Source organism: Rhizobium sp. N122 (genome assembly GCF_002211295.1).
Lineage (GTDB): Bacteria > Pseudomonadota > Alphaproteobacteria > Rhizobiales > Rhizobiaceae > Rhizobium.
On record NZ_LOKU01000002.1, the window covers coordinates 61,083 to 75,496 of the forward strand.

Annotated in this window: 12 protein-coding genes; 10 read left to right on the top strand and 2 right to left on the bottom strand. The window is 63.0% G+C overall.

From position 1 onward, the window contains the following. From phnL to ATY75_RS02190, 10 genes are all read left to right on the top strand, one after another. Positions 1 to 708 (top strand): phosphonate C-P lyase system protein PhnL, encoded by a 708-nt coding sequence (gene phnL / locus ATY75_RS02145; protein ID WP_088936297.1) that lies wholly within the window; start codon positions 1 to 3, stop codon positions 706 to 708. Beyond that, on the top strand, positions 705 to 1,322 hold the full coding sequence (locus ATY75_RS02150) for a DapH/DapD/GlmU-related protein (protein WP_088936298.1): 618 nt from the start codon (positions 705 to 707) through the stop codon (positions 1,320 to 1,322). Before phnL ends, ATY75_RS02150 begins: the two co-directional genes overlap by 4 nt. Before the next feature lie 118 nt (positions 1,323 to 1,440). Next, entirely contained in the window at positions 1,441 to 2,286 is an 846-nt protein-coding gene (phnC, locus tag ATY75_RS02155; RefSeq protein WP_088936299.1) for a phosphonate ABC transporter ATP-binding protein, read from the top strand. Between the two features lie 87 nt (positions 2,287 to 2,373). Further along, a complete protein-coding gene (gene phnD, locus ATY75_RS02160; RefSeq protein WP_054182174.1) occupies positions 2,374 to 3,279 on the top strand; it encodes a phosphonate ABC transporter substrate-binding protein in 906 nt (301 codons plus the stop codon). A 64-nt stretch (positions 3,280 to 3,343) separates the two neighbouring features. Further along, positions 3,344 to 4,303, top strand: coding sequence for a phosphonate ABC transporter, permease protein PhnE (gene phnE / locus ATY75_RS02165; RefSeq protein WP_088936300.1), 960 nt, complete (start codon positions 3,344 to 3,346; stop codon positions 4,301 to 4,303). Between the two features lie 7 nt (positions 4,304 to 4,310). After that, on the top strand, positions 4,311 to 5,654 hold the full coding sequence (phnE, locus tag ATY75_RS02170) for a phosphonate ABC transporter, permease protein PhnE (RefSeq protein ID WP_088936301.1): 1,344 nt from the start codon (positions 4,311 to 4,313) through the stop codon (positions 5,652 to 5,654). Positions 5,655 to 5,797: 143 nt separating this feature from the next. Continuing rightward, positions 5,798 to 6,493, top strand: a complete 696-nt coding sequence (locus ATY75_RS02175) for a DUF1045 domain-containing protein (protein WP_088936394.1) — start codon at positions 5,798 to 5,800, stop codon at positions 6,491 to 6,493. 13 nt (positions 6,494 to 6,506) lie between these two features. Then, positions 6,507 to 7,646 (top strand): alpha-D-ribose 1-methylphosphonate 5-triphosphate diphosphatase, encoded by a 1,140-nt coding sequence (locus ATY75_RS02180; protein WP_064835738.1) that lies wholly within the window; start codon positions 6,507 to 6,509, stop codon positions 7,644 to 7,646. Further along, positions 7,643 to 8,239: a phosphonate metabolism protein/1,5-bisphosphokinase (PRPP-forming) PhnN gene (phnN, locus tag ATY75_RS02185; protein ID WP_088936302.1), complete on the top strand. Its 597-nt coding sequence runs from the start codon at positions 7,643 to 7,645 to the stop codon at positions 8,237 to 8,239. Before ATY75_RS02180 ends, phnN begins: the two co-directional genes overlap by 4 nt. Positions 8,240 to 8,259: 20 nt before the next feature. After that, positions 8,260 to 8,778: a GrpB family protein gene (locus ATY75_RS02190; protein WP_088936303.1), complete on the top strand. Its 519-nt coding sequence runs from the start codon at positions 8,260 to 8,262 to the stop codon at positions 8,776 to 8,778. On the opposite strand, the gene ATY75_RS02195 is transcribed toward ATY75_RS02190, so the two are convergent. Both ATY75_RS02195 and polA read right to left on the bottom strand, forming a co-directional pair. Next, positions 8,775 to 11,138, bottom strand: coding sequence for a DNA translocase FtsK (locus ATY75_RS02195; RefSeq protein WP_088936304.1), 2,364 nt, complete (start codon positions 11,136 to 11,138; stop codon positions 8,775 to 8,777). The two genes, ATY75_RS02190 and ATY75_RS02195, sit on opposite strands and share 4 nt — an antisense overlap. Before the next feature lie 173 nt (positions 11,139 to 11,311). Next, a complete protein-coding gene (polA, locus tag ATY75_RS02200; protein ID WP_088936305.1) occupies positions 11,312 to 14,311 on the bottom strand; it encodes a DNA polymerase I in 3,000 nt (999 codons plus the stop codon). Positions 14,312 to 14,414 lie beyond the last annotated feature (103 nt).

Below are 14,414 nucleotides of genomic sequence, written 5' to 3' on the forward strand. Positions count from 1 at the left end.
ATGCCAACGCCCCTCGTCGTTTCCGAAGTCTCGAAAAGCTTCACCATGCATCTGCGTGACGGCATCCGGCTGCCCGTCGTTTCCAATGTCGCCTTCTCGGTCGCATCAGGCGAATGCGTCGTGCTCGGCGGCCCATCGGGCGTCGGCAAGAGTTCGCTGCTGAAGATGATCTACGGCAATTACGCCGTTGATACCGGCCAGATCCTCATCCGCCACGACGGGCGCATCGTCGATCTCGCCGCCGCCGACCCGCGCACCGTGCTCCACGTCCGGCGCCATACGCTCGGTTACGTCAGCCAGTTCCTGCGCACCGTGCCGCGCGTGGCGGCAATCGACGTGGTCGCCGAACCGCTGGTGGCGCGCGGCGAAGACGCCGTCGCGGCACGGGAGAAGGCCGGCGCCCTGCTTGCCCGGCTCAACCTGCCGGAAGCGCTCTGGCAGCTTCCGCCCGCCACCTTCTCCGGCGGCGAACAGCAACGCGTCAACATCGCCCGTGGCTTCATCACCGAGCACAGAATCCTGCTCCTCGACGAACCCACCGCCTCGCTCGACGCCAGGAACCGTGCCGTCGTCGTCGGCATGATCGAGGAGAAGAAGAAGGCGGGCGTCGCCCTTCTCGGCATCTTCCACGACGAAGAAGTACGCGAGGCGGTCGCCGACCGCATTCTCGACGTCCAGCTCTTCTCTCCCGGAAAGATCGCCGCATGAGCCGCAAGCTGGGTATCGAGCCCTATATCCACGAGACAGCCTCCGTCAGCGAGTCCAGCTTCGGGCGCTATACGGAGGTTTCCGAACGCTGCCGCATCAGCGAAGCCACCTTCGGCGACTATTCCTACATCATGCAGGACGGCTCCATCTGGTGCGCGACGATCGGCAAGTTCGTCAATATTGCCGCCGCCGTGCGCATCAACGCCACCAACCATCCGACCTGGCGGGCGACACTGCATCATTTCACCTATCGCGCCGCCGACTACTGGCCGGACGGCGACATGGAGGAAGACTTCTTCGCCTGGCGGCGCGCAAACCGGGTTACGATCGGCCACGACGTCTGGATCGGCCATGGGGCGACGATCCTGCCGGGCATCAGCGTCGGCAACGGCGCGGTGATCGGCGCCGGCGCTGTCGTCTCGAAGAATGTCGCGGCCTACTCGATCGTCGGCGGGGTGCCGGCTAAATTGATCCGCGAGCGCTTTTCGAAAGCGGTCGGCGAGCGCATGGACAGGCTTGCCTGGTGGGACTGGGACCATGACCTTTTGCGCCAGGCGTTGCAGGATTTTCGCAACCTGAGCGCGGAAGATTTTCTAGCGAGATATGGTGGCTAAACCTCCGATATAGGCGCGGAGAATTGTGACACGAACTACACAAATATGACACGCGAGGTTCATCAAGCGGGACTAATGCGATCCTGACCAAAGGCCTGGATCGCAAGGGAAGAGCATGATGTTCGAGCTCAAGAATGTCACACGCCGTTTCGGAAAAAAGCTCGCCGTCGATTCCGTCACGCTCGCCATCCCGCAGGGCCAGATGGTCGGCATCATCGGCCGTTCCGGCGCCGGCAAGTCGACGCTGTTGCGGATGATCAACCGGCTGCAGGAGCCGAGCTCCGGCACCATTCATTTCGCCGGCGTCGAGGTTTCCGGGCTTCGCGGCGGGGCGCTGCGCAACTGGCAACGCGACTGCGCAATGATCTTCCAGCAGTTCAACCTGGTGCCGCGCCTCGATGTTCTCACCAATGTCATGCTCGGCCGCCTCAACCACCGCTCGACGCTTCTCAGCCTGCTCAACATCTTCACCCGCGAAGAACGTGTATACGCCATCGCAGCCCTCGAACGCCTCGGCATCGAACAGACGGCGCTGCAGCCGGCCGGCACGCTTTCCGGCGGCCAGCAGCAGCGCGTGGCGATCGCCCGCGCACTAATGCAGAACCCGAAAATGGTGCTCGCCGACGAGCCGATCGCCTCGCTCGATCCGCTGAACGCCAAGATCGTCATGGATGCGCTGCGCGACATCAACGAGCGCGAAGGCATCACCGTCATCACCAACCTCCACACGCTCGATACCGCCCGCAACTATTGTGAGCGCATCGTCGGCATGGCCGGCGGCCGCGTCGTCTTCGACGGCAAGCCCTCGGAGCTGACCGCCGAGGCAGTGAAAGCAATCTACGGGACGGACAAGGACGGCGCCGGCATCGACGAAACGATGACCTCGACATCGATCAACATCGCTCCCGAGCGGGCAGACAATCAATCCGCCGGCGTCCAACCGCTGGCGCTGGCCGGCCTCTGAGCGAGGCGGCCGCGATCGAGCGCCCGCGTCAAGGGCACACTTCTTCGTAACGGGAGACCGGGGAATACCGGTCAATAGGAGAGACACATGTTGAAGAAAGCACTCTTTGCAGCAACGGCGCTCTTCGCGCTCGCCGGCGCCGCCAATGCTGCAGACCTCAAGGAATTCCGCATCGGCATCCTCGGCGGCGAAAACGAAACCGACCGCCTGCGCAACTATGCCTGCCTCGCCGACCACCTGAAGCAGGAATTCGGCTTCGAGAAGGTCTCGCTGTTCCCGGCCGCCGATTATGACGGCGTCATCCAGGGCCTGCTCGGCGGCACGCTGGACTTCGCCGAACTCGGCGCTTCGGGCTACGCAGCCGTCTACATCAAGGATCCGAAGGCTGTCACGCCGATCCTCACGACGCAGCAGAAGGACGGTTCGACCGGCTACCACTCGATCGGCCTCGCCCTGAAATCATCCGGTATCAAGACCATCCAGGACGCCAAGGGCAAGAAGCTCGGCTACGCCGATCCGGACTCAACCTCGGGTTATCTCGTTCCGCTGACGCAGATCCCGAAGGACACGGGCATGCCGAACGACAAGTTCTTCGCTTCCACGCAGTTCAATGGCGGCCACGAGAACAACCTTCTCGCCGCTTATGACGGCAAGGTCGACGTCGCCGTCGACGACTCGTCGGGCATCGGCGATTTCAAGGACGGCTACACCTCGGGCACCTTCCGCAAGGAAGTCGATAAGGGCGCCGTCGATCCGAACAAGCTGGTTGAAGTCTGGCGTTCGCCGCTGATCCCGAACGGCCCGCTCGTCGTTCGCAACGCTCTCGGTGAGGATTGGCAGACGAAGCTTGCAGCCTTCTTCACGGCGCTGCCGGAAAAGGATCACAAGTGCTTCGCCGCTATCGAAGGCGGCGACTACAAGGGCTATGCCCCCGTCAAGCACGAGTTCTACAACACCGTCGTCGAAGTCCGCAAAGCTGCCATCGGCGGCTGATCGGCCTCTTGAATGCGGGGCGGCCGGAAACGGCCGCCCTTCTTTGTAACCGGGCGAGGCGTCCATGACTGTTGCCGATACACAGCCGCAGATGCAGAGCACCAGGGAGATCCGCACCGCTTGGGAGCGGATGGTCGCCAGGCGTCGCTTCTACACCATCCTCGGCCTGGTTATTCTGATTGCGGCTTTCGCAAGCTCCGTCCGCTTCGCCGACGAGAGCAATGCCGGCCATTTCTTCGACCGCCTGCCGCATCTTTTCGATTTCCTGAGCTGGCTCATTCCTAAGGAGTGGAACGACGTCTGGCGCGCGCTGTTCGACATAGCGAGCGTGAACGACAAGGGCGGGGAGGAATTCAATTTCGACAAGGGCCGCGTCTATATCTCAGGCGCCTTCTACATTCCCGAATATTTCGAGCTGATGATCGTGACGATCAACGTGGCGCTGATCTCGACGATCGTCGCCTTCGTCTTTGCCGTTCCCTTGAGCTTCTTTGCCGCGCGCAACCTGACGCGTTCATGGCCGCTGCGCAACTTCACCAAACGCCTGATGGAATTTTTGCGCGCCTTCCCCGAAATCGTCATTGCCGGCCTGTTTTCGGCGATCCTGTCGATCGGGCCGGTCGCCGCCATCATCGCCATCACCCTGCACACGATCGGCGCGCTCGGCAAACTTTTCTACGAGGTGGCCGAAAATATCGACATGAAGCCGCATGAGGGCATGAAAGCGGTCGGCGCCAACTGGTGCGAGCGCGTGCGCTTCGCCGCCCTGCCGCAAGTGCTGCCGAACTTCACCTCCTATGCGCTGCTGCGTCTCGAGATCAACGTGCGCGCCTCGACCATCATCGGCGCCGTCGGCGGCGGCGGCATCGGCGAGGAACTGAAGCTTTCGATCTCGCGCGGCTTCGGCGCCAAGACGATGGCGCTCATTCTGCTGCTGTTCGTGACGATCGTCGCCGTCGACCAGTTCTCAGCATGGCTGCGTCGCCGCCTCGTCGGCGAGCACGCCTTCCTCCTGCAACATTGAGGCCGCCATGACGGTGATCGACGCCAACCGGATGCACGAGATCGAAGCGCGCTATCCGGAATATTTCCACCGGTCGTTCCGCCAGCGTTTCGGCGGGCTGATGATCCTGATCGCGACGCTGCTCTACAGCCTCTATGCCGTCTGGTTCTTCGACCTGCCCAAGCTGTTCGCCGAAGCCCATTGGGAGCGCGTCGGCATCTATCTCAGCCAATGGATAAGCTACGACGTTCAGCCGGAATTCCGCATTCAGGACGACGGCTCGATCGAAGTGCGTTACCCGCGCTTCTCGCCGCTCGGCGACAATCCCCATCCCGACTGGCTGGTCAACAATCCCGATGGCAGCATCACCGTTTCGATCAGCGGTACCAGCCGCAGCGTCACAGTCTCGAAGAACAAGACAATCGTCACCGCCCATGGCGTCAGCGTGCCGGTCGAGGTTTCGAGCGGTGCGCCGAAGGTGATCGGGCCGGTGCCCGGCTGGATGACCGTCTATGACGACAATGTGCTTGCCGATCTCGGCTTTGCCGGCAATGTCAGCATCTCAGTCGACCGGGTGAAAATCCGCAAGCGTTTCATCGGCTGGGCGAATTTCGTCTTCGACACACAATCGTCCTTCTTCGACAAGCCGATCGGCGAGGTCGTCAGCCTCATTATCTCCGAGCCGCGCATCAAGCCCGACCAGTCCAACCTGTCGCTCGCCTTCGACGACATCTGGAACAACAGCGAATGGCAGCATGGCGACGTCTGGACCAAACTTTTCCAGACGATCGTCATGGCATTCCTCGGAACGCTGCTGGGGTCGCTCGCCGCTTTCCCGCTCGCCTTCCTGGCGGCACGCAACATCACGCCGAACCGGCTGCTCAATCAGATGCTCAAGCGTTTCTTCGATTTCCTGCGGTCGGTCGACATGCTGATCTGGGCGCTGTTCCTGACACGCGCCTTCGGGCCCGGCCCGCTTGCCGGCAGCGGCGCGATCTTCCTCACCGAGACCGGTACGCTCGGCAAGCTCTATTCCGAAGGGCTGGAGAATATCGACAACAAGCCGCGGGAAGGCATCAAATCGACCGGCGCTCAAGCCGTGCTGGTCCATCGTTACGGCATTATGCCGCAGATCGTTCCCGTCATCGTCAGCCAGACGCTCTACCAATGGGAATCGAACGTGCGTGGCGCGACGATTATCGGCGCCGTCGGCGCCGGCGGCATCGGTCTCAAACTCTGGGAGGCGATGCGCACCAACGCCAACTGGGAAAACGTCGCCTACATGGTCATCCTGATCCTGATCGTCGTCTTCCTTTTCGACGCCGCCTCGAACGCGCTGCGCCACCGGCTGATGGGCACGAAAACCCACTGAGCCATCGGCCGGAAAGGCTGTGGCGGCGCTGCCGCCATCATCATTCTGTCACGGAAATCTTTTAGCCGGGAACCTGCTTGCGGTTCGCCGCCAAATCACTGCACATTGCGCTCCCCGTTTCGACGATCCCCAGGATAAAAGCCTTGCGCTACGCTCTCTATTTCTCGCCGCCGAAGGATGATCCCCTGACCGGCGCGGCCTCGCGCTGGCTCGGCCGCGATGCTTTCAGTGACGAGACCTATCCTGCACCGGAGCATGAGCAACTCGGTGCGGCAGAGCAGTTCGACCTGACCGCCGATCCGCGCCGCTACGGCTTTCACGCGACGATCAAGGCGCCGTTTTCGCTCGCCGCTTCGGTCACCGAGAGGGATCTGATGGCCGTCGTCGAGGAGTTTGCCGCGCGCACTGAAGCCTTCGAGGTTCCCGAACTGGTGCTCGGCCAGCTCGGCCGTTTTTTTGCCCTTGTTCCCGGTTCTGTTCATCAACCGCTTCAGGATTTCGCCGCGAAGGTGGTAAGGTCCTTCGAACCGTTTCGCGCAGCGTTGTCCGAAGCCGATATGGCGCGGCGCAACCCGGAGAAGCTCAGCGACAGCCAGCGCGCCAATCTGCAGCGCTGGGGTTATCCCTATGTGATGGAGGATTTCGGCTTCCACATGACGCTCACCGGCCAGGTGCCCGAGCCACGCGCCGCGGTGATGAAAACCATTCTGACCGAACGTTTTGCCGATTTCACCGGCCGGCCGCTTACGATTTCCGGCCTCGCCGTCTTCACCGAGGAAACGCGCGGCGCACCGTTCAAAGTTCATTCCTGGCTGCCGCTTTCCGGCGCCAAAAGCTGAAAGACCCGACGAGATGAGCAAAGAGACCGTGTTTTCCAACGCCCGCATCGTTCTTGAGGATGACATCCTCGCGGGGTCGATTGTCATTCGCGACGGCAAGATCGCCGATATTTCCGAAGGCAACTCGGTAGCCGGCGAAGATTTCGAAGGCGATTACATCATTCCCGGCCTCGTCGAGTTGCATACCGACCATCTCGAAGGCCATTATCAGCCGCGTCCCGGCATCCGCTGGAACAAGACGGCCGCGGTGCAGGCGCATGACGCCCAGATCGTCACCTCGGGCATCACCACGGTGTTCGACTGCCTGCGCATGGGGGCTGATGAGGACGGCGGCTTCGAACATGGCGAGATGCGCGAGATGGCCGATGCCATCCAGTCGGCGGAGAAGGAAGGCCGGCTGCGCGCCGAGCATCTCCTCCACCTGCGCTGCGAGGTCTCGGCCGACAATGTGCTCGAACATTTCGCCGATTTCGAAAACGACCGGCATGTGCGCCTGGTCTCGCTGATGGATCATGCCCCCGGCCAGCGGCAGTTCCAGACGATGGATCAATATATCTTCTATTATCAGAAGAAGCGGGGCTTAAGCGACGAGGTCTTCGCGCGCTTCGTCGCCAAGCGCCAGGCGGAATCGGCGCGCAATTCGACACCGCATCGCAATGCCATCGCCAAGGTCTGCGCCGAGCGCGGCATCACCGTCGCAAGCCATGACGACGCGACGCTCTCCCATGTCGACGAGGCGATCGACAACGGCGTGCGGCTTGCCGAATTCCCGACCAGCTTCGATGCCGCCCGCGCCTCGCACGAACATGGCATGAGCGTGCTGATGGGCGCGCCGAACATCGTGCGCGGCAAATCCCACTCCGGCAATATCGCCGCCCGCGACCTCGCCGAGATGGGCGTGCTCGACGTGCTGTCTTCCGATTACGTGCCGCTCAGCCTGCTGCATGCGCCCTTCATCCTCGCCGATGAAGTCGAGAGCATCACCCTGCCGAAGGCGATCGCCATGGTGACGTCGACGCCGGCGCGCACCGTCAGTCTCAACGACCGCGGCCGGATCGCCACCGGGCTGCGCGCCGATCTCGTCCGCGTCCACCGTTCGCATGGCGTGCCGGTGACACGCTCCGTCTGGCGCCAAGGACGCCGTGTCGCATGAGCCCGTACGAACCCCATCCAGGAGCCGGAGCCGAGCGCGGCATCATGGTCGTCGTCGTCGGGCCGAGCGGCGCCGGCAAGGACACGCTGATGAACCTTGCCGCCCGGCATTTCGCCGGCCGTGCCGAGGTTCATTTCACCCGCCGCGTCATCACCCGCCACCGCGACGCCGGCGGCGAAGACCATCTTTCCGTCTCCCTCCAAGGATTTGCCGCCATGGAGCAGTCGGGCTCCTTCGCCGTCTGGTGGGAGGCGCACGGCTTGAAATACGGTATTCCGGCCGAGGTCTCGGTGGCATTGTCGCGCGGCCATGTCGTCGTCGCCAATGGCTCGCGCTCGGCGCTTCACCGTTTCCAGGCGGCTTTCCCGCGGCTCAAGGTGATCAACGTCACCGCTCGCCCGGAAGTGCTTGCCAGCCGGCTGGAGGCGCGCGGGCGCGAGACGCATGAGGATATCATGGCCAGACTTGCCCGCGGGCCGCTGACGGTGCGCGGCGACTACGACGTGGCGGAACTCGACAATAGCGGCTCGCTCGAAGAGGCCAAGCAGAAGATGGTCACGATCCTCGACGGGCTGCTCGCCGAGGTGCATTGACCGCAATTGAGAGGAAGGGCATGGGCGCCATCCAAGTGGTCGACTACGATCCTTCCTGGCCGCGGCTCTTTGCTGACATCAGCGCCGGGATCTCCATCCTGCCTGGCAATCTCGTGCTGTCCATCGACCATATCGGCAGCACGTCGGTGCCCGGCCTGGCGGCCAAGCCGAAGATCGATCTCGATGTCGTCACGATCTCCGACGACGTTCTGCCAATGGCGATCGAAATGGTGCGCGCTGCCGATTTTGTCTTCCACGGCGATAGGGGAGACAAACGCTGGGCGTTCACCCGAGATCACGAAGCCTATGGGTTCAAGCTCTATCTCTGCGGCCCCGGCAATCGCGCCCATCGGGAGCGCATCCTGTTTCGAGACTACCTTCGGGATCACCCCGAAAGGGCCACGGCCTATGCCGATCTGAAACGCCGCCTGGCTGTAGAGGCAGGCGGCGATTGGGACGTCTACACCGGTGGAAAGACCGCATTCGTCAGCGAGACAGTGCAATTGGCAGAGTGCGTAACGCACTCCGCGCCTGATTAATCGCCGTCACCCCGACCGGAAACGATCTCGCGCTTGCCGACATGGTTGGCCGGCCCGACCAGGCCTTCCTTTTCCATGCGCTCGACCAACGAGGCGGCTCTGTTGTAGCCGATGCCGAGGCGGCGCTGGATGTAGGAGGTGGAGCACTTCTTGTCGCGCATGACGACCTTGACCGCCTGCTCGTAGAGCTCGTTGCCATCCTCGGAGGCCATGGCGCTCTTGTCGAAGACGGCGCCGGCTTCCTCCTCTTCGGGCTCTTCCTCCTCGTCGGCGGTAACGGTGTCGAGATATTCGGGGCGGCCCTGGGTCTTCAGATGGGCAACGACCTTCTCGACCTCGGCATCCGAGACGAAGGGACCGTGGACGCGGGAAATCCGCCCGCCGCCCTGCATATGCAGCATATCGCCCTGGCCGAGCAGCTGTTCTGCGCCCTGTTCGCCGAGGATGGTGCGGCTGTCGATCTTCGAGGTGACCTGGAAGGAAATGCGGGTCGGGAAGTTCGCCTTGATCGTGCCGGTGATGACGTCGACCGACGGGCGCTGCGTCGCCATGATCAGATGGATGCCGGCCGCGCGCGCCATCTGCGCCAGACGCTGGATCGCGCCTTCGATTTCCTTGCCGGCGACCATCATCAGGTCGGCCATTTCGTCGACAATGACGACGATATAAGGCATCGGCGTCAGGTCCAGCGCCTGGCTTTCCTCGATCGGGGCGCCGGTGCCCTTATCGAAGCCGACCTGGACCATGACATGGATGGTCTCGCCCTTGTCGCGGGCCTGCGCCACGCGGTCGTTGTAACCGTCGATATTGCGCACGCCGAGGCGCGACATCTTGCGGTAACGCTCTTCCATTTCGCGCACGGCCCATTTCAGCGCCATCACCGCCTTCTTCGGATCGGTAACGACGGGCGTCAGGAGATGGGGAATGCCGTCATAGACGGAGAGTTCGAGCATCTTCGGGTCGACCATGATCAGCCGGCACTGTTCCGGCGTCATACGGTAGAGCAGCGACAGAATCATCGTGTTGATGGCGACCGACTTACCCGAGCCGGTGGTGCCGGCGACGAGCAGATGCGGCATCTTGGCAAGCTCGGCAATGACAGGCTCGCCGCCGATCGTCTTGCCGAGGCCGAGCGCCAGCTTATAGCCGCTCTTCTCGAAATCCTGGCTCTCGATCATTTCGCGGAAATAGACCGTTTCGCGGGTGACGTTCGGCAATTCGATGCCGATGACGTTGCGGCCGGGCACGACGGCGACACGGGCCGACAGCGCCGACATCGAGCGGGCGATATCGTCGGCCAGGCCGATGACGCGCGACGACTTCACGCCCGGCGCCGGCTCGAATTCATAAAGGGTGACGACGGGACCGGGGCGGACATGGATGATCTCGCCCTTGATGCCGAAATCTTCAAGCACACTTTCCAGAAGCCCGGCATTCTGCTCCAGCGTCTCCTGCGACATGATCTCGCCGAGCCGCTCCGGCGGCTCCTGCAACAGGGCACGCGGCGGGAATTCATAGCCGGAGGCGTCGATCCTTTCCGGCCTTGCCGCCAGGCGCGGCGACGGCAGAACCGCGGCGACGGGCGGCGTGCGCTGGGGCACTGGCGCGACCTGAGGGGCTGGAGCGACGTGAAGAGAAGGCGCCGCCTGAGGCGCGGGCGCAATCGGCGAGTTCGGTGCAGGCGCGGGAGCCGGCACAACAGGGATCTCGACAGGAATGCGCCGCGGCCGTTCTAGGGATATGGCGGCCGGAGGGCGCGGGGCAGGCTTTGCGGAGGGCGCAGGCGCCGGCGGAACCGGGCGGGAGGCGACGGGAGCAGCGGCCGGCCGGCCCGGGCGCCATTCCATGATGCGGAACAGCGACGTGATCGATTCTGGCGCCGTCTCGGCCTTCGGGAACGAGATCACGGCAGGGGCGCGAACCGGCTCGGCCTCTTCGAAGGCCATGACCTCCCAGAAGGCGAAATCCGAAATGGAAGAAAGCTCGGCGGTGGCCCGGAAGGCCGGCGCGGCCGGCTCGTCGGGAACGAAAGATGGCTGCAGTTCGATCATCTGCGGTGCTGCGGGAAGTTCGTCCGCCTCCGGCAGATAGATATCGAAGGGCACATCTACGGCGACCGGCTCGATCCGTATCGCCTGCTGTTCAATCTGCGAATCATCGCGGACGGGTTCATCCGGCGCCCGCCGCTTGCTGATCAGCGTTTCCGGCGTGCGGGTAAAACGGACGTTCGGCGCGAGGGAAAAATTGCTCTGCCAGATCGGCGCCGCCGGCTTTTCTCCCGGCTCTACCGCCGGAAGGTCCGTTTCAATCCCGCTGGAAAAGTCCCCGGCATCCGTCAAATTGGTTCTGGGAAAACGCATGCGTCCGCTACTCACTCATGCCTAACAAATTACGACCCTACCGGGATAGAAAAGGAAGGTTAATAAGTTCCTTCCCGCCGTATCGTTCCGATACGGCTCCCGTCGCTAATTCGCTGCGATTTCAGTGAGTTGAATCAAACGGAAAAATCTTTGCCTATTTTGTGGAGACGAGGCTAATGCGCCTCGTCCCAATTGCTGGCGGCGCGCGCGTCGACCCTCAGCGGCACGCGCATTTCGAGCGCCGGCATGGTGGCGTTTTCCATGACCGAGACGATAACCGGCATCGCCTTTTCGACATCCTCATCCTCGACTTCGAAAATAAGTTCGTCATGCACCTGCAGCAGCATGCGGACACGCTCGCCAAGACCGACCTCGGCGAGCGCCGGCTCCATCCTGATCATCGCCCGGCGGATGACGTCGGCAGCCGAGCCCTGGATCGGCGCGTTGATCGCGGCGCGCTCGTTGAAGGCGCGCACCGACGGATTGGAAGAGCGGATTTCGGGGTAGTTGATTCGCCGCCCGAAGATGGTTTCGACATAGCCCTTGTCGCGCGCCATGGCCTTGCGGCTTTCCATATAGTCGCGGATTCCGGGGAAACGCTCGAAATACTTCTTGATGTAGTCGCCGGCTTCCGACCGCTCGATCGACAGCTGGTTGGCAAGGCCGAAGGCCGAGATGCCGTAGATGATGCCGAAATTGATCGCCTTGGCGCGACGTCGCACCTCGCCTGGCATGCCCTCGACCGGCACGCCGAACATTTCCGACGCCGTCATCGCGTGAATGTCGACGCCATCCTCGAAGGCCTTGGTCAGCTGCGGGATCTCGGCCACATGGGCAAGCACGCGCAATTCGATCTGGCTGTAGTCGGCGGAAATCAGCTTGTGGCCCGGCGTCGAGATGAAGGCGGTGCGGATCTTGCGGCCTTCCGCGGTGCGCACCGGAATGTTCTGCAGGTTCGGCTCGGAGGAGGACAGGCGCCCCGTCGTCGTCGAGGCCAGCGAATAGGAGGTGTGGACCCGCTTGGTCTCCGCGTGCACATAACCGGGCAGCGCGTCGGTATAGGTGGATTTCAGCTTGGTGAGCTGGCGCCAGTCGACGATCTTACGCGGCAGCTCGAAACCGGCGGCGGCCAGATCCTCGAGCACCGAGGCAGAGGTCGACCATTGCCCGGTCTTCGTCTTGCTGCCGCCGGCAAGACCCATCTTGCCGAACAGGATATCGCCGAGCTGCTTCGGCGAGCCGATATTGAACCGCTCGCCGGCGAGCGTATAGATCTCGTCTTCCAGGCGCGCAGCACCCTGGGCCAGTTCGCCGGACAGGCGCGACAGGATCTGCCGGTCGACGGTGATGCCGCGGGCTTCCATGCGCGCCAGCACCGGCAGCAGCGGCCGCTCAAGCCGTTCATAGACGCTGGTCAATCCGGCGGCCGCCAGCCGCGGCTTCAGCACCAGCCACAGCCGCAGCGTCACGTCGGCATCTTCGGCGGCATAATGGGTGGCGCGGTCGATATCGACGAGATCGAAGGTGACGTTCGCCTTGCCGCTGCCGGCCACATCCTTGTAGGGGATGGGCGTATGACCGAGGAATTTTTCCGAGAGCGGATCCATGCCATGGGCGCCGGTGCCGGCGTCGAGCACGTAGGAGATCAGCATCGTGTCATCGAAGCTCTTGGTCTCGATGCCGTAACGCTTCAACAGCAGATAATCGTATTTCAGGTTCTGCGCGACCTTGAGGACCGCACCGTCCTCCAGCAGGGCCTTCAGCCGCGGCAAGGCATCGCGCATGGGGATCTGGTTGTCGGCAAGGCCGCCGCCGAGCAGATCGCCGACGCCGTTCTTATGGGTGAGCGGCACATAGGCGGCGCGGATCTTCGTGCCGGTGGGATCGGCCGTATTGTCGGCGATCGCCAGCGAGAAGCCGACAAGCTCGGCCTGCATCGCATCCAGCGAGGTCGTCTCGGTATCGAAAGCAACGAGGCCGGTATCGCGCGCATCGGCGATCCACCGGTCGAGCGTGGCGAGATCGCGGATCGTCACATAGGTCGAATGATCGAAGGGCAGTGTGGCAAAAGCTTCGGCCCGCGCCTTGGCGAGATCGGCAGGCGAAAAGGCGCCTTCGACCGAAGCTTTGGCCTTCGCACGCGGCGGCACCGGCACCGATTCGCCCGAGATCTCGGGGATGCCGCCGGCAACCGGGGCCGGCTCGGCCGCGTCGAGATCGGGGCCGTGGGCAGCCTTGCCCCATTCGATGTGGACGATCGCCGGTTCGATGGCGCTGGCATCGCAATCGCAGACTTCGGCGACGCGGCGCGTCAGCGTCGTGAATTCCATCGTCTTGAGGAAGCCGATCAGCTTCGGGCCGTTCTGCGGCTCCAGCACCAGCGCGTCGAGATCGAGGTCGAGCGGCACATCGGTGCGCAGCCGCACGAGGTCGCGAGAGAGCCTGGCCATATCGATATTGGCAAGGATCGTCTCGCGGCGCTTGACCTGCTTGATCTCGGTGGCGCGGTCGAGCAGCGTGTCGAGATCGCCGTATTCCTCCAGCAGCTGGGCGGCGGTTTTCGGGCCGATGCCAGGGATGCCGGGCACATTGTCGACGGAATCACCGGTCATCGCCTGCAGGTCGATCATCTTTTCCGGCGGCACGCCCCATTTCTCGATCACATCGGGAATGCCGATCTGCTTGTCCTTCATGCTGTCATACATATGGACATTCGGGCTGACGAGCTGCATCAGGTCCTTGTCGGAAGAGACGATGGTGACATCAGCCCCTGTTGCCTCGGCCTGGCGGGCATAGGTGGCGATGATATCATCGGCCTCGAAGCCTTCGGTCTCGATGCAGGGCAGGTTGAAGGCGCGGGTCGCCTCGCGGATCAGGCCGAACTGGGGAACGAGCTCTTCCGGCGGGGCGGAGCGGTTCGCCTTGTAGGCGTCGTAGAGATCCTTGCGGAACGTCTTGGCGGAATAGTCGAAGATGACGGCAAGATGGGTCGGCGTGACGCCGACATCGGTATTGCGCGCATCCCTCAACAGCTTCCACAGCATGTTGCAGAAACCGGAAACGGCGCCGATCGGCAGGCCGTCGGTCTTGCGGGTCAGCGGTGGCAGTGCATGAAACGCCCGGAAGATGAATCCGGAACCATCGACTAGGAAGAGGTGATCGCCTTTTTTCATGGCTGCATGGATAGCGCGGGCACGGGACGAGGTCCATCTAAAGTTCGGCGGGTGGCGCGGAAGATTCCGCTCACCAAACTGTTACCGATTTGTAACGATCGCC

Coding starts and splice junctions, on each gene's coding strand:
- phnE (WP_088936300.1), top strand. CDS start 3,344: ATGACTGTTGCCGATACACAGCCGCAGATGCAGAGCACCAGGGAGATC.
- phnN (WP_088936302.1), top strand. CDS start 7,643: ATGAGCCCGTACGAACCCCATCCAGGAGCCGGAGCCGAGCGCGGCATC.
- phnD (WP_054182174.1), top strand. CDS start 2,374: ATGTTGAAGAAAGCACTCTTTGCAGCAACGGCGCTCTTCGCGCTCGCC.
- ATY75_RS02150 (WP_088936298.1), top strand. CDS start 705: ATGAGCCGCAAGCTGGGTATCGAGCCCTATATCCACGAGACAGCCTCC.
- ATY75_RS02190 (WP_088936303.1), top strand. CDS start 8,260: ATGGGCGCCATCCAAGTGGTCGACTACGATCCTTCCTGGCCGCGGCTC.
- phnE (WP_088936301.1), top strand. CDS start 4,311: ATGACGGTGATCGACGCCAACCGGATGCACGAGATCGAAGCGCGCTAT.
- phnL (WP_088936297.1), top strand. CDS start 1: ATGCCAACGCCCCTCGTCGTTTCCGAAGTCTCGAAAAGCTTCACCATG.
- ATY75_RS02180 (WP_064835738.1), top strand. CDS start 6,507: ATGAGCAAAGAGACCGTGTTTTCCAACGCCCGCATCGTTCTTGAGGAT.
- phnC (WP_088936299.1), top strand. CDS start 1,441: ATGTTCGAGCTCAAGAATGTCACACGCCGTTTCGGAAAAAAGCTCGCC.
- polA (WP_088936305.1), bottom strand. CDS start 14,311: ATGAAAAAAGGCGATCACCTCTTCCTAGTCGATGGTTCCGGATTCATC.
- ATY75_RS02195 (WP_088936304.1), bottom strand. CDS start 11,138: ATGCGTTTTCCCAGAACCAATTTGACGGATGCCGGGGACTTTTCCAGC.